Annotated in this window: 17 protein-coding genes and 1 pseudogene; 10 read left to right on the forward strand and 8 right to left on the reverse strand. The window is 59.0% G+C overall.

Annotated features, from left to right (window positions below):
• Positions 1 to 11 precede the first annotated feature (11 nt).
• Positions 12 to 800 carry an alpha/beta hydrolase gene (locus tag GQ59_RS32990; RefSeq protein ID WP_244447904.1) on the reverse strand — a complete coding sequence of 263 codons (789 nt, stop codon included), beginning with the start codon at positions 798 to 800 and terminating at the stop codon, positions 12 to 14.
• A gap of 163 nt (positions 801 to 963) precedes the next feature.
• Positions 964 to 1,881 carry a LysR substrate-binding domain-containing protein gene (locus GQ59_RS04770; RefSeq protein WP_037078299.1) on the reverse strand — a complete coding sequence of 306 codons (918 nt, stop codon included), beginning with the start codon at positions 1,879 to 1,881 and terminating at the stop codon, positions 964 to 966.
• 121 nt (positions 1,882 to 2,002) lie between these two features.
• On the opposite strand from GQ59_RS04770, the gene GQ59_RS04775 reads away from it, so the two are divergent.
• The 5 genes from GQ59_RS04775 (at position 2,003) to GQ59_RS04795 (ending at position 7,557) form a co-directional block, all read left to right on the forward strand.
• Positions 2,003 to 2,968, forward strand: coding sequence for a tripartite tricarboxylate transporter substrate-binding protein (locus GQ59_RS04775; protein WP_037078302.1), 966 nt, complete (start codon positions 2,003 to 2,005; stop codon positions 2,966 to 2,968).
• A 51-nt stretch (positions 2,969 to 3,019) separates the two neighbouring features.
• The gene (locus GQ59_RS04780) at positions 3,020 to 3,472 is read left to right on the forward strand and encodes a tripartite tricarboxylate transporter TctB family protein (protein ID WP_037078304.1); all 453 of its coding nucleotides are present in this window, start codon (positions 3,020 to 3,022) and stop codon (positions 3,470 to 3,472) included.
• A gap of 6 nt (positions 3,473 to 3,478) precedes the next feature.
• Positions 3,479 to 4,984 (forward strand): tripartite tricarboxylate transporter permease, encoded by a 1,506-nt coding sequence (locus GQ59_RS04785; RefSeq protein WP_037079088.1) that lies wholly within the window; start codon positions 3,479 to 3,481, stop codon positions 4,982 to 4,984.
• A gap of 12 nt (positions 4,985 to 4,996) precedes the next feature.
• Complete coding sequence (locus tag GQ59_RS04790) at positions 4,997 to 6,085, forward strand: tartrate dehydrogenase (RefSeq protein ID WP_037078306.1); 1,089 nt, start codon at positions 4,997 to 4,999, stop codon at positions 6,083 to 6,085.
• 308 nt (positions 6,086 to 6,393) lie between these two features.
• Positions 6,394 to 7,557, forward strand: a complete 1,164-nt coding sequence (locus GQ59_RS04795; protein WP_037078308.1) for a mandelate racemase/muconate lactonizing enzyme family protein — start codon at positions 6,394 to 6,396, stop codon at positions 7,555 to 7,557.
• 185 nt (positions 7,558 to 7,742) lie between these two features.
• Here GQ59_RS04795 and GQ59_RS04800 read toward each other — a convergent pair whose 3' ends face one another.
• From GQ59_RS04800 to GQ59_RS04810, 3 genes are all read right to left on the reverse strand, one after another.
• On the reverse strand, positions 7,743 to 9,077 hold the full coding sequence (locus GQ59_RS04800) for an NtaA/DmoA family FMN-dependent monooxygenase (protein ID WP_037078310.1): 1,335 nt from the start codon (positions 9,075 to 9,077) through the stop codon (positions 7,743 to 7,745).
• Positions 9,078 to 9,157: 80 nt separating this feature from the next.
• Positions 9,158 to 9,904, reverse strand: coding sequence for an NADPH-dependent F420 reductase (locus tag GQ59_RS04805; RefSeq protein ID WP_037078313.1), 747 nt, complete (start codon positions 9,902 to 9,904; stop codon positions 9,158 to 9,160).
• A 17-nt stretch (positions 9,905 to 9,921) separates the two neighbouring features.
• Complete coding sequence (locus GQ59_RS04810; protein ID WP_037078315.1) at positions 9,922 to 10,656, reverse strand: NADPH-dependent F420 reductase; 735 nt, start codon at positions 10,654 to 10,656, stop codon at positions 9,922 to 9,924.
• Positions 10,657 to 10,792: 136 nt separating this feature from the next.
• Between GQ59_RS04810 and GQ59_RS04815 the strand changes: the two genes are divergently transcribed.
• Positions 10,793 to 11,176 (forward strand): winged helix-turn-helix transcriptional regulator, encoded by a 384-nt coding sequence (locus GQ59_RS04815; protein WP_037078318.1) that lies wholly within the window; start codon positions 10,793 to 10,795, stop codon positions 11,174 to 11,176.
• Positions 11,177 to 11,289: 113 nt separating this feature from the next.
• Here GQ59_RS04815 and GQ59_RS04820 read toward each other — a convergent pair whose 3' ends face one another.
• Positions 11,290 to 11,913 (reverse strand): TetR/AcrR family transcriptional regulator, encoded by a 624-nt coding sequence (locus tag GQ59_RS04820; protein ID WP_037078321.1) that lies wholly within the window; start codon positions 11,911 to 11,913, stop codon positions 11,290 to 11,292.
• A 126-nt stretch (positions 11,914 to 12,039) separates the two neighbouring features.
• Between GQ59_RS04820 and GQ59_RS04825 the strand changes: the two genes are divergently transcribed.
• The 3 genes from GQ59_RS04825 to GQ59_RS04835 all read left to right on the forward strand — a co-directional run bounded on the left by GQ59_RS04825 (position 12,040) and on the right by GQ59_RS04835 (position 13,875).
• A complete protein-coding gene (locus GQ59_RS04825; protein ID WP_037078322.1) occupies positions 12,040 to 12,918 on the forward strand; it encodes an SDR family oxidoreductase in 879 nt (292 codons plus the stop codon).
• A gap of 13 nt (positions 12,919 to 12,931) precedes the next feature.
• Entirely contained in the window at positions 12,932 to 13,357 is a 426-nt protein-coding gene (locus GQ59_RS04830; protein ID WP_037078324.1) for an Ohr family peroxiredoxin, read from the forward strand.
• 227 nt (positions 13,358 to 13,584) lie between these two features.
• Complete coding sequence (locus tag GQ59_RS04835) at positions 13,585 to 13,875, forward strand: DUF1330 domain-containing protein (protein WP_037078326.1); 291 nt, start codon at positions 13,585 to 13,587, stop codon at positions 13,873 to 13,875.
• A 609-nt stretch (positions 13,876 to 14,484) separates the two neighbouring features.
• On the opposite strand, the gene GQ59_RS04840 is transcribed toward GQ59_RS04835, so the two are convergent.
• Positions 14,485 to 15,705 carry an ATP-binding protein gene (locus tag GQ59_RS04840; protein ID WP_037078329.1) on the reverse strand — a complete coding sequence of 407 codons (1,221 nt, stop codon included), beginning with the start codon at positions 15,703 to 15,705 and terminating at the stop codon, positions 14,485 to 14,487.
• A 75-nt stretch (positions 15,706 to 15,780) separates the two neighbouring features.
• On the opposite strand from GQ59_RS04840, the pseudogene GQ59_RS04845 reads away from it, so the two are divergent.
• Positions 15,781 to 15,969 (forward strand): annotated as a pseudogene (locus GQ59_RS04845) (integrase core domain-containing protein); the annotation flags it as partial.
• A gap of 321 nt (positions 15,970 to 16,290) precedes the next feature.
• Here GQ59_RS04845 and GQ59_RS04850 read toward each other — a convergent pair.
• A complete protein-coding gene (locus tag GQ59_RS04850; RefSeq protein WP_162183284.1) occupies positions 16,291 to 17,121 on the reverse strand; it encodes a phosphorylase family protein in 831 nt (276 codons plus the stop codon).
• Positions 17,122 to 17,133 lie beyond the last annotated feature (12 nt).

Genomic DNA, 17,133 nt, shown 5'->3' on the forward strand with positions numbered 1-17,133 from the left:
ACCGCGCTTATTCAAAGTATCGTGGACGACATGGGCGATGTCGGACTTCCTGTCGAAATGGAGCCATCGGAACCCATCATCCTGGAATGCCGACCGATGGCGCTCAAGCGCGCGCTGGCCAACCTGATCGAGCTACCGATCGATGCACCGGGGAAATCCCCAAACGCCGTGCCGTTCACCAGCAGCGCCTCGGTCACCGCCGGTGATTGATGCACCTTTGCGATATCATCCGGAAAGCCGTCGCCAATTTCCAGAAGGTTCGAGATCCCGTACATCGTCACGGCCGCCTGGACGTCGGAGGATTTGTCGAGAAACTGCCCCTTGTCGAAGCTCTTCTCGCCGTTCGTCATGCCCATCATCTGCGACACATATCCGCCGGCGGAATCCCCGAGCACGCCGATGCGGGCAGGATCGATACCGTATTCGTCCGCATGTTTGCGCAGATAGCGGATCGCAGCCTTACCGTCCTCGACGAGAGCTGGATACTTGTTCGGAACCGTGCGGTATTGCGCAGCCGCGACCACGAAGCCCGCCTTGGCGAGCGGCATGCGTAGGTCTATGAACTTCTCATGAGCCGCCGAGATAAAGCCGCCGCCCGGAAAATAGACAATCGCCGGTTTCAGATCTTTGGTCCGCGGCACGAGCAGCGACATTTCAAGCTGGGTGACGGCTCGAACCTGCTTGATTTGCGTAAAAACCACGCCGCTGATCTCATCGATCTGGCCTTGTGTTTCTTCGACGCGGACAACCTGCGCACCCTCTGCGTAGCCCGGAAGCGAGTTTATCGTCAGCTTGAACAAGACTGCTGGCCACTGTGGTTGCTCCCCAAAACAAGGTGCCAAGAAGTATCTTCTGATTCGTCTTCATTTCGATTTTCTCCTACGGATGGGATTAGATCACGCCTTAGACGGTGGTTGGTACATTGCATATCAAGAGCCCGCACGTCCGGCGGCTACGTTACGCTCACGCCGGCGTTCGCTTGGATGCGCTTTCGACGGTCGTCCAGAACTTCTCGGCCAACTCCGTCATCCGCGATCGGGATCGGATCAGCACGATCTTGACCGGCACCATCCACTTCTCGTCGCCGGCGATTGCGAGCTTTCCTTCAGGCTCCAGCTCGGAACTGGCAAGGCTGCTTGGTATCCAGGCAACGCCTTTCCCTTCCAATGCCAACGCTTTCAAGACCATTGCCAGATGGGATGTGAACACACGAGCGAGATGCAGTTCGCTCCCCACGTGGGGCAGATTGGCGGCCAAGATTCGCCCCATTCCTGATTTCTCGTCGAACGAAATATGTGCGACCGGATCCGATGGCGTGCCTGGCAGCTTGTAAATCGGCGCTCCCTTGTCATTCTTCTGCGCAACCGGGAGAAGGACGTCGCTGGCAAGTTCCATGTACTTGAAATCTGCGTCATGCAGACGAATTTCGCTGTTCGGATGGAAGTGGCAGAGCAGAAACTGGGCTCGGCCTTCTGCCATCATCCTCTCGCACTCGTTCATATTATCCGAAAGGAGCCGGATCGGGACGGTCGCCACCGACGAGCCCAGACTTTGGACCCAACCCGGGAAAAAGGTGAAGGACAATGCATGCGTCGCCGCAAACGTTAGGGTGGCGGTCGCCGCCCGTTCGTGGCTCAAGTCCTGAACGGCCCGTTCGATTCTTTGAAGAATATCGTTTGCGGCATCGAGCATGATTTCGCCGGCGGGCGTAATCCTGATGCGGTGTGTCGAACGGTCGACCAGAACCGATCCGCTCCAATCTTCAAAAGCCTTTATCCGTCGACCAAAAGCGGGCTGGGTGATGTTGCGCAGCTCCGCTGCCCTCGAGAAATTGAGGGTGTCGGCGAGTGCTCGCAAGTCCAAAAGCCAGGCAGTATCCATCTCATCCTCTCACTTCCAGCACCAATTGAAGCCGAAACGGCATTGGACCGTCAATCGCTTGTTCGCGAATGTTGCGTTGAGGAGTGCCGTTGTTGGAGACGACGGCAAATGGGAGGAAGAAATGAAGTTACTACCGATCATAGCGGCCTTTACGCTATCAGTCACCTCGGTTTTTGCGGCCGATTACCCAGAGCGCAACGTATTCATGGTGGTTCCCTACGCAGCGGGCGGGCCAACCGATACCATTGCCCGGCTGACCGCAGACGCCATGTCGAAGTCTCTCGGCAAGCAGATCGTCGTGGAGAACGTTGCGGGCGCAGGTGGAACGATCGGTGCCCGGCGCGTGGCGGACGCCGACCCCGACGGTTACACCATCCTCGTCCATCATATCGGAATGGCGACCGCACCAGCCCTCTACAGACAGCTACCCTACAAACCGACGGAAGCTTTCGAACCGATCGGCCTCGTCAGCGACGCCGCGATGACGGTGATTGCGCGCAATGAGTTCCCGGCTTCGACGTTTCAGGAACTCGTCGCCTACATCAAGCAGAACGGTAACAAGGTAACCTATGCCCATGCCGGGATCGGAGCCGCGTCCCACCTCTGCGGCACGTTGTTCATGTCAACCATCGGAACCCAGATGACGACCGTTCCGTACAAGGGAAACGGCCCGATAATGACGGATTTGCTCGGCGGCCAGATCGATATGACCTGTGACCAAGCGACGAACACGGTCGGTCCGATCACGCAGAAGCAGGTGAAGGCATATGCGATCACCAGTGATGCACGGGCTGCCACGCTGCCCGACGTGCCGACGACCACCGAGGCCGGATTGCCTGAATTCAAAGTCGGGGTCTGGCATGGCGTCTACGCGCCCAAGGGCACTCCGAAAGAAGTCCTGGACAAGCTGACGACGGCACTCCAGGCCGCAATGGAAGACGCTACCTTGAAAGAACGCTTCGCGCAGATCGCCACCATGCCTGCGACGAAGGAGCAGGCGACCCAGGAGGCGCTTCGTACGAAGCTCGATTCCGAAATCAAGCGGTGGGATCCGATCATCAAGGCTGCCGGTCAGTTCGCAGATTAACGGTGATGCTTCGACTGCGGGGTAAAGCCCGCAGTCGAACGGAGGACTTCTATGGATATCAAGAATGTTGCCGCTTCCGGCACGCTGCTGGCTATCGGGATCGGGTTCGGCATTTCGTCCGTGTTTACAATGGACGTCGGCTCTGCACTCAGAATGGGCCCGGGCTATTTCCCTCTGATCCTGTCGATCGTCATCACGGTGATCGGCATCGCCATCGGCATAAAGGCCCTCAGGGACACTGAAGTCTTTCACCCGCAGATCGCACCCTTGCGGGCTCTGGCCGCCGTCATCATCGCGCCGATCCTGTTCGGCCTGACCGTCCGTGGCCTGGGGTTTGTGCCAGCGGTTGCGCTCACCTCGTTGTCTGCGGCAACAGCGGCGACCGGGCAAAGGCCGCTCGTCGTTCTCGCCATCACGCTCGGCATTACCGTGTTCTGTCTGGGCGTCTTCTATTATGGCCTTGGGCTGCCCGTCCGTCTTATCGGCCCCTGGTTGGGAGTTTAGGCTATGATGGACCTCATCGGAAATCTCGGGCTCGGCCTGAGCGCCGCGCTGACGCCCTACAATATCCTCTTTTGCTTCGTGGGCACGCTGCTCGGAACGCTGGTGGGCGTTCTCCCGGGGATAGGCCCGACGGCAACGATCGCCATGCTCCTGCCGATCACCCTGTCGCTTTCGCCCGAAACATCCCTGATCATGCTTGCCGGCATCTACTACGGCGCACAGTACGGCGGCTCGACGACGGCAATTCTGATCAATCTGCCGGGCGAGTCCTCGTCGGCCGTGACGGCCCTGGATGGATACCAGATGGCACGGCAGGGGAGGGCCGGGCCGGCGCTTGCGGCCGCGGCGTTGAGTTCCTTCTTTGCCGGCACCATCGCGACGGTGGTCGTGGCCGCCCTCGCACCGCCCTTGACCTCGATCGCTTTGAAATTCGGCTCGCCCGAATATTTCGGGCTGATGGTGCTGGGTCTTGCCGCTTCCATCGTTCTTGCGCGCGGATCGGTGTTGAAAACGATCGCCATGGTGTCGATGGGCCTCGTCTTCGGACTTGTCGGAACCGACATCAATACCGGAGCGATGCGCTTCACGCTTGGTCGACCGGAACTGGCGGATGGTTTGAATTTTGTGGCCGTCGCCGTCGGGCTCTTCGGAATCGCCGAAATCCTGCGAAACCTGGAGACCACGATCGAGCGAACCGCGGTCATCAGCCGTGTTGCAGGTCTTTGGCCAAGTCGCGCAGATTTCAAGGCTATGATCGGGCCGGCTTGCCGGGGCACATTGCTGGGTTCCGCCTTAGGGGTTCTTCCGGGCGGCGGTGCAATCCTGGCGTCCTTCGCATCCTATGCGCTTGAGAAGAAGATCTCCAAGACGCCAGAGCGCTTTGGTAATGGCGCGATCGAGGGTGTGGCGGGACCGGAGGCCGCCAACAATGCCGGGGCGCAGACCTCGTTCATTCCGATGCTGACCCTTGGCGTGCCGGCCAATCCCGTTATGGCACTGATGATCGGCGCGATGATCATCCAGGGCATCGTGCCCGGCCCGCAGGTCGCGACCGAACAGCCCGTCCTGTTCTGGGGATTGATCGCCTCGATGTGGATCGGCAACCTGCTGCTGGTGATCCTGAACCTACCGTTGATCGGCCTGTGGGTGAAGCTTCTGACGGTTCCCTACACGGTGCTCTTTCCGGCCATCCTCGCCTTCGCCTCCATCGGCGTCTACAGCGTGAACTCCAACACGTTTGATCTCTATGTGATGGCGGCGTTCGGTGTGTTCGGTTACGCATTATCGAAGCTGGATTTTGAGCCGGCGCCGATGCTGCTGGGCTTTGTCCTCGGCCCCCTGCTGGAAGAGCATTTGCGCAGGGCGATGACGATTTCGCACGGCGACGTTTCCGTCTTCTTTACCCGGCCCATCAGCGCAGGACTTCTGACGGTTGCCCTCATCGTGCTGATCGTCGCCTTTCTTCCTAACATCGCGAGACGTCGCAAACAGATCTTCGTCGAGGAAGACTGATAGAATTGGAGCATGACTTTGGAAAACAGAACCAACCGCATACACAAGATCGCCTCCATCGCCGGAGATGGCATCGGCAAGGAAGTCGTACCAGAGGGCCTCCGCGTTCTTGAAGCGGCATCCAAAAAGTTCGGCTTCGAACTCCAGATCGACACTTTCGAGTTTGCCTCCTGCGACTACTACGTGAAGTACGGACAGATGATGCCGGAGGACTGGAAGGCGCAGATCGGCAGCCATGACGCGATCTTTTTCGGTGCGGTTGGCTGGCCGGAGATCGTTCCCGATCATATTTCGCTCTGGGGCTCGCTGATCCAGTTCCGGAGGGAGTTCGACCAGTATGTGAGCCTGCGGCCGGTCCGGCTGATGCCCGGCGTCACCTCGCCCCTGGCCGGGCGAGGACCTGGTGATATCGACTTCTACGTCGTGCGGGAGAACACCGAGGGTGAATATTCATCGGTCGGCGGGCGCATCTTCCCGGGAACCGAGCGGGAAACGGTTCTCCAGGAAACGGTGATGACGCGGATCGGCGTCGATCGGATTCTGAAATTCGCCTTCGACCTCGCCCAAACCCGCCCGCGCAAACGGCTCACCTCTGCGACCAAGTCGAATGGCATCTCCATTTCGATGCCCTATTGGGACGAGCGCGTCGAGGAGATGGCCAAATCCTATCCGGATATCACCTGGGACAAATACCATATCGATATCCTCTGCGCCCATTTCGTGCTGAACCCTGACCGCTTCGATGTGGTGGTGGCGTCCAACCTATTCGGTGACATCCTCTCTGATCTTGGGCCTGCCTGCACGGGAACGATCGGCATCGCGCCATCGGGAAACATCAATCCGGAACGGAAATTCCCATCTTTGTTCGAGCCCGTCCACGGATCGGCGCCGGACATCGCTGGGCAGGGGATTGCGAACCCGATCGGCCAGATCTGGTCGGCAGCCATGATGCTCGACCATCTCGGAGAGCATGATGCCAGCGCTGCCGTGATGACAGGGATCGAGACTGTTCTTGCTGATGGGAGGCTTCGCACCCGCGACCTGGGCGGCAGCGCCGACACGGTCACATGCGGAAAGGCCGTTGCGGACACTCTCGGGTAATATGGGGTTGCAGTAGCAGTGAATGTGCCAGCATCAGCTCTATGAAGCCGAATTTGCATTGCCACCATCGCTTCTATGGAGGCGACCAAAGCCGTTAACCCACTGTAATCAGGCGCCCTAAGCTAAGGCTTCACCTGCCGCTTTTCAAATGGCAATGCCAAAACGGCATCAATATAAGTCGTCAGAGCATTGGAATTTGCAGCCGCGCCCGGCTACCAAAGAGGCAACAGTCCGGTCGTCTGATCGCTACGAAGTTGCGGCGGAACGCCACCATTCACTATCTACTTTAAACTAAAACGGAGGTTAAAATGCGTATCATCGACGTCTGCGAAGTCACCAAACCAATCGCTTCGCCTATCCGCAACGCCTATATCGACTTCTCGAAGATGACGGCGAGCCTCGTCGCCGTCGTCACCGATGTCGTGAAGGACGGGCGTCGCGTCGTTGGCTATGGTTTCAACTCAAACGGCCGTTATGGCCAGGGCGGCCTGATCCGCGAGCGGTTCAAGGACCGCATCCTGCAGGCAGACCCGAACAGCCTGCTCAACGACGCCGGCACCAACCTCGTTCCGCACAAGATCTGGTCGACTATGATGATGAATGAAAAGCCTGGCGGTCACGGCGAGCGCTCGGTTGCGGTCGGAACGCTCGACATGGCGGTCTGGGATGCGGTCGCCAAGATCGAGGGCAAGCCGCTGTTCCGCCATCTCGCCGACATGAAGGGCCGGGAAGCCGACCCGAAGGTCTTCGTCTACGCCGCCGGCGGCTACTACTACCCCGGCAAGGACAACAGCGCGCTCCGCAAGGAAATGCGCGGCTATCTCGACCGCGGCTACAATGTCGTTAAGATGAAGATCGGCGGTGCCTCCATTGACGAAGACCGTGGCCGCATCGAGTCTGTGCTGGAGGAAATCGGATCCGAGGCGAAGCTTGCGGTGGATGCGAACGGCCGCTTCGATCTGGAGACCGGCATCGCCTACGCCAAGATGCTGCGAGACTATCCGCTCTTTTGGTACGAAGAAATCGGCGACCCGCTGGACTACGCGCTGCAGGCCGCCATCTCGGAATTTTACGACGCCCCGATGGCGACCGGAGAGAACCTCTTCTCCCATCAGGATGCCCGTAACCTGCTGCGCTACGGCGGCATGCGGTCTGACCGCGACTTCCTACAGTTTGACTGCGCCCTGTCATACGGTCTCGTCGAGTACCTGCGCACGCTAGACGTGCTGCGCCAGTTCGGTTGGTCACCGTCGCGTTGTATCCCTCATGGCGGCCACCAGATGTCGCTCAATATCGCTGCCGGCCTTGGGCTGGGCGGCAACGAGAGCTATCCAGATCTCTTCCAGCCCTATGGCGGCTTTCCGGACGGCGTCAAGGTCATCGACGGCCACATCACCATGCCGGAACTGCCGGGCATCGGCTTCGAAGGCAAATCCGACCTGATCAAAGTCATGCGCGAACTCGCCGAATAGTGGCGTCGGACGTTGGGAGCGTTCATGAAGCTCCTGACGCTTTCTCTTCCAAGAATTCAAAGCCATGATCTGTGACGTCGGACAAGCCGCTCTCGACCATCATCGTCTGGAGCCGGGGAAACCCGGCATTCAGACGACCAAGCGGATTGATACGCAAAGCGATCTGGCGCTCGCCTATTTTCGGTTCACAGCATGATACGCGTATCAAGCCCGTACTGGGGCGGTGCGCCGAGATGGTCGCGCAGGGTCGTTCCCTCATAATCCCGATGAAACAGTCCGCGTTCCTGCAGGAGAGGGACCACCTGATCGACGAGCGCATCGATACCGTCCTCGTAGACGTCGGGCGACAGCCAGAAGCCATCGGCCGCACCCGCCTCGAACCAGGTCTGCATATGGTCGGCAGCTTCGACCGCGGGGCCGGCGATGACTGGGTGATAATCGATCACGCCATGCGCCAGAATATCCCGCAGGCTCCAGCCCTCCCGGGCGATGTTGAGGGCACGGGGCGACCGGGGATCGCGCGGCGAAGGGCGAGCATTCGCAAGTTGAGCCTGTGACAGCGGCTCGTCGAGCCGTGCCGCGTCCAGCTGCAATCCCAGCATCTGCCCGAGATATTCTACGCGCTGCGGGAAGGTTTCCCCGCTGACCGCAATCCGGCGATCAAGCCCGCTTCGTCTGTCGGGCGTGATCGTCGTCATGAGGCCAGGGAAAAACTTTATCTCGTCAGGATCGCGACCAACACGTTCCGCAGCGTTGCGGAGCGCGATGCGCTGGGCACGGGCCGCCTCGATGGTGTAGACCGCCCCGATCACGCCGCTTGCATAACGGGCCGCGACCTCCAATCCCTGGTCGCCCCCGCCTGCCTGGAAGATGACGGGCTGCCCCTGTTCTGACGGCGGGAGGGGCAGCGGACCGCTTGAACCGACGTGATTTCCTTGGAGATTGATGGGCCGGATCCTGAAAGGGTCCGCGAAGCGCCCAGATGCGGCGTCGTGCAGCCATGCTCCCTTTTCCCAGCTGCCCCACAGGGCCTGAACGATCTGGATCGACTCGTGGAGCCGCTGGTACTTTTCGCCGCGGGACGGCAGGTCGCGACCGTAATTAGCCGCGATCGCGGGATCGCTGGTCGGAACAGCGTTCCATCCTGCCCGGCCGTGGCTCATCAGGTCGAGGGCCTTGAATTGGCGCGCCAGATTATAGGGCTCGTTGAACGTGGTCCAACCGGTCGCGACCAGCCCGATCCGCTCGGTGCCGCGCGCGACGGCAGCAAGCGTCATCATCGGATCGATGTTAATCATCGGCGCTTCGGATTCGACATTGCCGGTCAATACCGGAAAGTCCGGCATGAACAGGAACTGAAACTTGCCCCGTTCCGCCGCCTGGGCGTAGCGCACCTGGCTGTCGAAGTTCGTGTAGTTCCGGGGATCGACCCCGGCCATGCGCCATGCACCCGGCTGGGAGCCATAACCGTTTCCGAAATGCATTCCGATCATCATTTTACGCGACATTATCGATTCCATGTTCCGGCGCCCCGCGGCTTACGGGCCGCGGGTCATCAGTTTTTTTACCGGGGATTATATCCGTTGCTACCAATGGCGATCTACAGGAACAGGGCCCTGTTCAAACGCACGAGATAGCCCGCGTCGGGATCGCTCTTCGTATCGCCAAGCCTCTCCTGAACCGCAGCGACGGAAAGGTCTCGCCGCTTTGGCAACCGGGATCTTTCCGCGGCGGCGAGTGCATCGGGAATCTCGATGGCCGTGAGGTCTGTGCAGTAAACCGGAGATCCTGGCTGCTGGCGCCATGACTCCGAAAGCGGTCCGGCATCGACCGCCTCGAATCCCGTATCACCGACAAGCGCCATGGCGACAAGTCGGTCACGTTCATTGTCTGCAGCGACCGGTATGGCGATGCGATCCGGGTGACTCGCAGGTTTTCCCAGTCGGGCGAAAGAATCGGAACCGATTGCATTCGAAGCCTTTGCGACTGGTCGGCCCAGTTGTCTGGATACCCAGACGCTCTCGGCTTCGCCCGCCTCGATGTCGGCGATCTCGGTGTCGCGCATCGGATAATAGTTGGACGTGTCGATAACGACGACGTCCTTTGGAAGAGCGGCAAGTTTGGCAGCGATTTCGGGCAGGCGGTTGAGAGGGATCGAGAGAATCAGGACGTCCACGTCCTCGACGGCCTGTTCGAGCGTTACGCCGCGTCCGCCGAATGCAAGCACTGATGGCGCGATCGTCTCAGGACCACGTGAGTTTGCCACCTTCACATCGTACCCAGTTCTGCTGAGTTCACGGACCAGCGTTTTTCCGATGTGGCCCGCGCCAAGAATACCAACTTTCATGATGTTTCCTGCCCTGCTCACGCTGTTACGGCGCGGTTGCGGGCGACGATGTCGTCGTGGGTCAGGCTCTCGCCCCCTTCCATGAAACCCTTGATCAGAGTCTCGCGGTTGTCCGCCGAGCGGTTCGGGTCTGCTTTTCCAAGAGCCGTTTTCAGCTCGTCAGCCGTCAGTTCCGTGCAATAGGCAGGCGTGCCCGGCTGCTGTCGCCATGAGGTCGCAAGGCCCCCGGCATCGAAGGCGTCGAAGCCTGTCGCCTCGACCAGTTCCAGCACGCGCGATTTCTTTTCAGGATCGTCGCCCGCGACCGGAAGGGCGATGCGGCCGGGTTGCGTCTTGTCTGCGCCTTTCTTGGCAAGGGTCTCGGCAAGCACCGCGTTCCACGCCTTGATGATGGGCCGCTCGATCCGCTCGGTGACCCAGACCGCCTCCGGCTTGCCGTCATCGATCTCGGCGATCGCACCGTCGCGGAACGGATAATAGTTGGATGTGTCGATAACGACGACGTTCTCGGGAACGGTCTGAAACAACGCGGCGAGATCGCGATGCGCTGCGAACGGGATGGAGAGGATCACCGCATCCACACCTGTTACGGCATCTTCCCGGGTCGTTGCCGTCGCACCAACTTCGGCGGCAAGGTCGCGGATCGATTCCGGCCCCTTGGAATTGGCAAGCTTGATCTCGTGCCCTGCCGCCGCGAGCTTGCGTGCCAGTGTCGAACCGATGTTGCCTGCGCCAATGATTCCGACCTTCATTGTCACTCCCTTGCTGAGAGTATTGAACTCAACGCACTCCGACGGAGACGTGACTTTTCTTACTCCGAAGAATAGGTATAGCTAGATGATACGGCAAGAACCGACTTGAAGGTGGGTAGCCCACCCGGAGGTAAGTATGGCTATAGAGAGAGACTGGCGCTGCGACGATCCCAAGCAGCAGTTGATCTGGGCAGCAGCGACCAGGGACGCTCTTCAGGTCCTTGAGGGCAAATGGAAAATTGTCATCATCTGCCAGCTGTTTGGTGCGAAGGGGCCGCTAAGATTTTCGGAACTTGAGAAGCGTGTAGAGGGCGTGAACCAGAAAATGCTCATCCAGCAACTCAAAGAACTGGAGAAAGACGGTATCGTCACGCGAACCGTGTTTCCTCAGGTTCCGCCCAGGGTAGAGTATGCGCTCAGTGAGATGGGGATCGCCCTTGGTCCATCCATGGCGGAACTGATTGACTGGGCTTTTATGCGACGTGACGCACGTGCTGCAGTGTCGCAGGATCCCGCGTAAGCGGCAATACCACTCCCAGCGACCCGGGCGTCGCGCATTGATTTTTAGCAGGCCGTTCGAAGGTTTGCGGGTCGAAGAGAGGGGAGACGCCAACAGGCGCTTGCCCGAAGGAATTAATCGGACAATCCATGCTCCAACAGGAGTCTGGCTGCATCGCGGTTTGCTTCAACAATTCCACCGTTAGGAATGGATTGTGCCATCACAAACGAACCCTGGACGAGTGACAGGATTTGGATGACGGCTTGCTCAGGCTTATCTAAAGCGAGCGGCTTAATCAGCGATGCAACGAATTCATGCAGTTCCGTGAAATACTCGGCAATTGTCGCCTGAACCTCTGGAGTGTTTGCCTCGGGTCCGAATTCTGCCAATCCTCTCGCAAACGAACAACCGCGGAAAGTAGGCGCGCGCAGCGGTTCATCTATCGCGTCGAAAATCGCGAGCACCCGCTCAGGCGGCGATAGGCCAGGCTTTTCGGTCGCCGCGGCGAGCATCCGGAACCAGATGACTCTCTTGTGGCGCAGATAGGTAGCGATGAGGGTGGCCTTCGAGGGGAAGTGCTTGTAAAAAGTCATCTTCGCCACACCGCTCTCGGCGATGATCCGATCTATCCCGACAGAATTGATGCTAAGCCGGTAAAACAGGGCAGACGCAGTCTTCAATATGCGTTCTCGCGGAGCGAGGGCATCGAGCGATTTTCCATCCACATCCACAAACTCAAGCACGCTGCGCGTCTGCATTTACGTCACCTCAGATCCTTGGCCGACATGTAGACAGACTATTCTGTAAATTTGGGGATTGCAAATACATACAGGTCTGTCTATTCGTTGGCTACGACCAATGGATTTCAAGAGAGAAAACTGGAGATGAGCGGAAAAGTCGTTGTTGTGACCGGCGCGAGCAGTGGTTTCGGAAACCTCACGGTGTTGGAACTCGCAAGGCGGGGACATACGGTGGTTGCGACCATGCGGGACGTCGAGGGAAGAAATGCCAAGGTCCGAAAGGACCTTATAGACACGGCGAAAGCCGAAGGACATGTGCTGCAGGTCCTTGAAATGGACGTTGCCGACGAGGCCTCGGTCAATTCCACGATCGATCAGGTCGTGAAGCAACACGGAAAGATCGACGTCCTTGTCAACAATGCTGGATTGATGCCGGTTGGGGTCACGGAAGCCTACACGGTTGCGGACATCGAGCGGCTTTTTTCGGTCAATTTCTTTGGCGCCGTGCGGGCAGACCGCGCCGTTCTGCCGCACATGCGTGCCGCTGGTAGTGGGTTGCTTGTTCACGTGACATCCCTGATGGGTCGGGTAGTTTTCCCGTTCTTCGGCACCTACTCCGCGAGCAAGTTCGCGCTTGAGGGCCTTGCTGAAGCTTATCGGTATGAACTGAAGGGCTTTGGGATCGACTCCGTCATCGTAGAGCCTGGGCCATTCCCGAGCAACCTCATCTCGTCCAGCCCGGAGCCATCAGACCAGTCTGTGCTTGCTTCCTACGGCGAGGTCGCGGCGATACCAGGTCAGATCAAAGCTCACGCCAACGATGGTCACGATGAGGCCAATCCCCCGCGCCCCCAACGCGTGGCCGATGCCATCGCGGAACTGGTTGAAGCCACGGAGAGACGTCCATTGCGGACGGTGGTCATGCCTGAGGGCATGGACTTCGGTGTTCATCGACTGAACGAGGCCGTACGCCCGATCCAGAACGAGATGCTCACCTCGTTCGGCATGTCAGACATGCTGTGACGGGCTCTGGACGATGAGCACTCTCTACAGCACGAAAGTCACCGCGATTGGCGGCCGCTGCGGAACTGTCCGCAGCGAGGACGGGCTTCTCGACCTCCCTCTCGCGCTACCCGCGACGATGGACGGCAAGGGCGGCGCGACCAATCCTGAGCAACTGTTCGCAGCGGGCTATGCGGCCTGCTTCGAGAATGCAGTGATCCACGTCAGCCGCAACAAGGCGAGCAGGGTTAAGGATACCGACATCGTGGTGGTGGCCGAAGTCGGCTTGCGACCCGATGGCAGCGGTGGTTTCGTCCTTACGGTGGCGCTTGACGTCGCGATTAACGGCCTCGACCAAGTAACGGCTGAGGAGATCGTACAGGCGGCGCATGCGACGTGCCCCTATTCGAACGCGGTAAGGGGCAATATCGACGTCGCCATCACCGTTAAGACGACCTGATGTCGATGCAGGAGGCGGATAGGACGGAAGGGCAACAACGCGTCGATCCCTGACCTGCAGATCTGGCTCCCGCATATCCCCCGTCAACGGCTAGCGTAGCTCGAAATCCGCCCTGCGATCGATATCGTCTTCGGCCTCGACAAGCCCGCGCAGCCTTCAAACGACCCGTCTTAAGCAAGGTCGTCAATTGCAACCGACCGGGTCCGGAACTCTTAAGGAGATTTAATATGACCGCTTATGCCATTTTCATTCAAGAACGTAGCCGCGATGCAGCTGAACTGCAGACTTATGCGGAAATGTTGAGGCCATTGCTGGGGGAATCGGGAGGAACCGTACTCGCCGCCCACGGCCCTCAGGACGTTCTGGAGGGGGCAACTCCCGACGGTGTGGTGATGGTCAGTTTTCCCACTATGGAGGCGGCACGCGCCTTTTACGACAGTCCCGGATACCAAGCTGCCGTAAAACATCGGTTTCTCGGGGCGGACTATCGGTCCTTTATCATAGGCGGGATCAAGTAGGTTTGCCTCGCTTCCGATCCCGTAAACGTCATCAATAGTCTCCGGCCTTCTGGGCGGGCGCCAGTCCATCGTCCGCTCAGATCTTCCTTTCCAATGTTGGGAAGAAACGGCAGACAAGGCCGCCCAGCGTACGATGTGCACCTATCATCAATGAATGGAGGTAGTCGTGGGACCAAGCACGGCAGGTTTGCCGGTGGCTGGGATGCCAGCCAATTTCGGTGCAACCGCGGTTGTATGTGGGGGAGAATAGGCGGGCCACAGCATAGAATAGGTGGGCGGGTAAACAGGTAGTTGAACTGGCGAAGTTGCGAGCCTAGGCCGCTAGCTTTGGAAGACGCTTTTCAACCAGCCGCAGGAATGGTTGGTTGTGAGCCCCCGCACTACTCTGCGGAACGCCATAAGCGCCGAAACTACGATCAACCGCTAAATTCCCGTCAAGAAACATAAAATCCAAATTCGACAAGTGCAAAGCACCGCCAGTAGAAGATTTCCAAAGGGTATTCGAACGTTTCCAGCGAAAATTTCGAGAGCGTCCTGGCCACTTTTCTCGGCTACAGATACGTTGGCCGACGATGTGTTGGTCCTCCCTTTGGCTTCTGCGAACATTTCTCAGCCCCACATGTTGGACAGCGGCGCTGCGGCCAGCTTGTCGCCGAACGGCACCACATCAGTGCTGTCATAGAGGACGACCCCGAAGGCGAAACGATCGCCGCAGGCCTCTGCAAGTGCGCGGAGCCCTCTGAAATCGCCGGCCTTGACCGTGGCGCTGGCCTTGACCTCGATGCCAGCGATCATCCCATCGTCGCGTTCCAGTACAATGTCCACCTCGCGCATGTCCCGATCCCGGAAATGATATGGTGTCAACCGCAGGTTCGACGCCGTCATTAGCTTCAGAACTTCGGAAAACACGAAGCTCTCTAGCAGCGCGCCGAATGTTCCGCGATCCGCCTTCACTCGGTCGAAGGTGAGCCCGCGCACACTGGCCAGCAGGCCTGAGTCGAGGAAATGCAGCTTGGGCGTCTTGACAATACGCTTCAGCGTATTGGTGAACCAAGGCTGTACCGTTGCGACTAGAAACACTTGTTCGAGCAGCCCGACATAACGCTGCCCCGTTTTGTGACTGACGTTGATGCTGCCGCCGAACTGCGAGTAGTTGACCAATTGGCCTGTGTGTTCGGCCAATAGCCGCACGAACTTCGGCAACTCGGTCAGCTTCTCCACATCGGCAATGTCCCGCAAATCTAGGGTCAGGATAGAAGTCAGATAGGACCGTGCCCAATCTTGCCGTCGTCGTTCGCTGTTGCGGCTGATCGCTTCAGGGAATCCCCCGAGCAGAACGAGTTGGACGAAGTCGTCTCCGATGATAGAGTTCTGCGGGCTCTTTAGCTTCCCGTCGAAAAGGTGCTCCAGAAAGGACGGCGTCCGGCCTTCGATCTCGGCCCTTGCCAGCGGCAGCATTCGGATGGTCTCCATTCGCCCAGCCAAGCTGTCCGCAATCCGCGGTAAAGTCAGCACGTTTGCTGACCCGGTAAGTAGAAACCTGCCCGGACGATAGTCCTCATCGATTGTCTTCTTGATCGCCAGCAGCAGGTCTGGCGCACGCTGAATCTCGTCGATGATGGCTCTATCCAGGCCCCGAATGAAGCCGGCAGGATCGGATTGCGCGGCCTCAAGCACTGTTTGATCATCGAGCGTGATGTAGGTTCGGCCAGCTTCTCCCATCTTTCGGACAAGTGTGGTCTTGCCGGCTCGGCGCGGTCCCACGATGAGGACGACTGGAGTATCCGAAAGGGCTTCCTCTGCCCGCTGCTCTACAAACCTCTCGAACATGCCTTCCTCGGATCTCGGACGATTGGGACTATCGCCCTCGGCTGATTGGAAGTCAATGTCTCGCCAATTGGAACTGACCTTGAGGCGCAGATCGCGGCTTTCGTCGAGCATTACAATCACCGCCGATACCACGAGAGCCTCGACAATCTCACCCCGGCCGACGTCTACTTCGAGCGCGGCCAGACCATCCTGCTCGAACGTGAAAGGATAAAACGCGACACCATCAGACTACGCCGCTTGAACCGCCACGCCAAAGCGGCTTAGATCAAACCGCAACCGAGCCGGAAACTCCAGTCTTCCAGAGCCGAAAAGTCTCAAATCATTCGACGACGGACAAGTTTCGGGAAAATCGTTGCTGGACGCGCAATACGCAGCCGAGGAGTTGGAAGAGACCGCTAAGCTCTACCTGTTGGTCAGAGGTCTCAACGTGTCGTCGCCGAATTGATGAACTATCTGTCTGATAGCCGCGAGTCGCAAAGGGGACGAGATAAACCGTAAAGCCAGCAGCTTGGTGAGGCAATGGGGTCACATCTTCGTTCTCTTGATCAGTTTGCGAAGCTCGCGATGTGCATATGATCATACCAGCTAGGACGTCCGTCGCTTCAACCACGCCGGCGGTTGTCCATGAAAGCCACCGTCCAACGCCCTACCGCAGGTGCAGTTTCGTTCTGTAGAAATGCCCGAGATCGCGTCGATCAGAGTCTTCTCAATCAAGTCGTGCAGGCCTTCCTTGTAGTAGATCTCGTTCATGCTGCCGGGTCCGAAATGGACGACGGCCGGGGCCATGCCGGCGCCGAAGTTGATCACCGGGGCGATAGACGCGAAGCACATTTCCGCCTCGCGGGCGAAGACCACTTCCGGTACCAGCGGCGTGCCGACGATATCGCCGCCCTCGCGCGCATAGGCGCGGATTTCCGCCGGCGTCTCGAAACGAGGGCCTTCGGTGCAGACGAACGTGCCGCGTTCGATCACCCGGTTGCTGTAGCGGTTTGCGGCGGCGATCAGGTCGGTGCGCAGGCGCGGGCAGAAGGGGTCGGTGAAATCGACGCGCACCCAGCATTCGCTTTCGTCGAACAGCGATTGGGCGCGTGACTTGGTCTTGTCGAGAAAATCGTCGGAGATGACGATATCGCCCGGACGGATGGCCGGGTTGACCGAGCCAATGGCGTTCTGAGAGATGATCGACTCGACGCCGAGTTCACGCAGCGCCCAGATATTGGCGTGATAGTTGATCTTGTGGCTCGGCAGCGTCAAGTTTTCGCCGTAGCGCAGGATGACGGCCGATTGCCGGCCGCCGATCAGGCCGAGCAGCACGGGCGCTTCGCCCCAGGGTGTCGAGACCATTTCCAGCCGGCGGTCTTTCAGGAGATTGTCGGAGGCGGCGCTGGTGATGAGCCCGACAGGTGCATCCGTCATGGTTTGGTCCTT

Origin of the sequence: Neorhizobium vignae, from assembly GCF_000732195.1 — a bacterium.
Taxonomy (GTDB): Bacteria; Pseudomonadota; Alphaproteobacteria; order Rhizobiales; family Rhizobiaceae; genus Neorhizobium; species Neorhizobium vignae.

What these genes read in the sequence shown, in the direction of transcription:
- GQ59_RS04770 (WP_037078299.1), bottom strand. Translation starts at nt 1,881, where the DNA reads ATGGATACTGCCTGGCTTTTGGACTTGCGAGCACTCGCCGACACCCTC.
- GQ59_RS04775 (WP_037078302.1), top strand. Translation starts at nt 2,003, where the DNA reads ATGAAGTTACTACCGATCATAGCGGCCTTTACGCTATCAGTCACCTCG.
- GQ59_RS04780 (WP_037078304.1), top strand. Translation starts at nt 3,020, where the DNA reads ATGGATATCAAGAATGTTGCCGCTTCCGGCACGCTGCTGGCTATCGGG.
- GQ59_RS04785 (WP_037079088.1), top strand. Translation starts at nt 3,479, where the DNA reads ATGGACCTCATCGGAAATCTCGGGCTCGGCCTGAGCGCCGCGCTGACG.
- GQ59_RS04790 (WP_037078306.1), top strand. Translation starts at nt 4,997, where the DNA reads ATGACTTTGGAAAACAGAACCAACCGCATACACAAGATCGCCTCCATC.
- GQ59_RS04795 (WP_037078308.1), top strand. Translation starts at nt 6,394, where the DNA reads ATGCGTATCATCGACGTCTGCGAAGTCACCAAACCAATCGCTTCGCCT.
- GQ59_RS04800 (WP_037078310.1), bottom strand. Translation starts at nt 9,077, where the DNA reads ATGGAATCGATAATGTCGCGTAAAATGATGATCGGAATGCATTTCGGA.
- GQ59_RS04805 (WP_037078313.1), bottom strand. Translation starts at nt 9,904, where the DNA reads ATGAAAGTTGGTATTCTTGGCGCGGGCCACATCGGAAAAACGCTGGTC.
- GQ59_RS04810 (WP_037078315.1), bottom strand. Translation starts at nt 10,656, where the DNA reads ATGAAGGTCGGAATCATTGGCGCAGGCAACATCGGTTCGACACTGGCA.
- GQ59_RS04815 (WP_037078318.1), top strand. Translation starts at nt 10,793, where the DNA reads ATGGCTATAGAGAGAGACTGGCGCTGCGACGATCCCAAGCAGCAGTTG.
- GQ59_RS04820 (WP_037078321.1), bottom strand. Translation starts at nt 11,913, where the DNA reads ATGCAGACGCGCAGCGTGCTTGAGTTTGTGGATGTGGATGGAAAATCG.
- GQ59_RS04825 (WP_037078322.1), top strand. Translation starts at nt 12,040, where the DNA reads ATGAGCGGAAAAGTCGTTGTTGTGACCGGCGCGAGCAGTGGTTTCGGA.
- GQ59_RS04830 (WP_037078324.1), top strand. Translation starts at nt 12,932, where the DNA reads ATGAGCACTCTCTACAGCACGAAAGTCACCGCGATTGGCGGCCGCTGC.
- GQ59_RS04835 (WP_037078326.1), top strand. Translation starts at nt 13,585, where the DNA reads ATGACCGCTTATGCCATTTTCATTCAAGAACGTAGCCGCGATGCAGCT.
- GQ59_RS04840 (WP_037078329.1), bottom strand. Translation starts at nt 15,705, where the DNA reads ATGTTCGAGAGGTTTGTAGAGCAGCGGGCAGAGGAAGCCCTTTCGGAT.
- GQ59_RS04850 (WP_162183284.1), bottom strand. Translation starts at nt 17,121, where the DNA reads ATGACGGATGCACCTGTCGGGCTCATCACCAGCGCCGCCTCCGACAAT.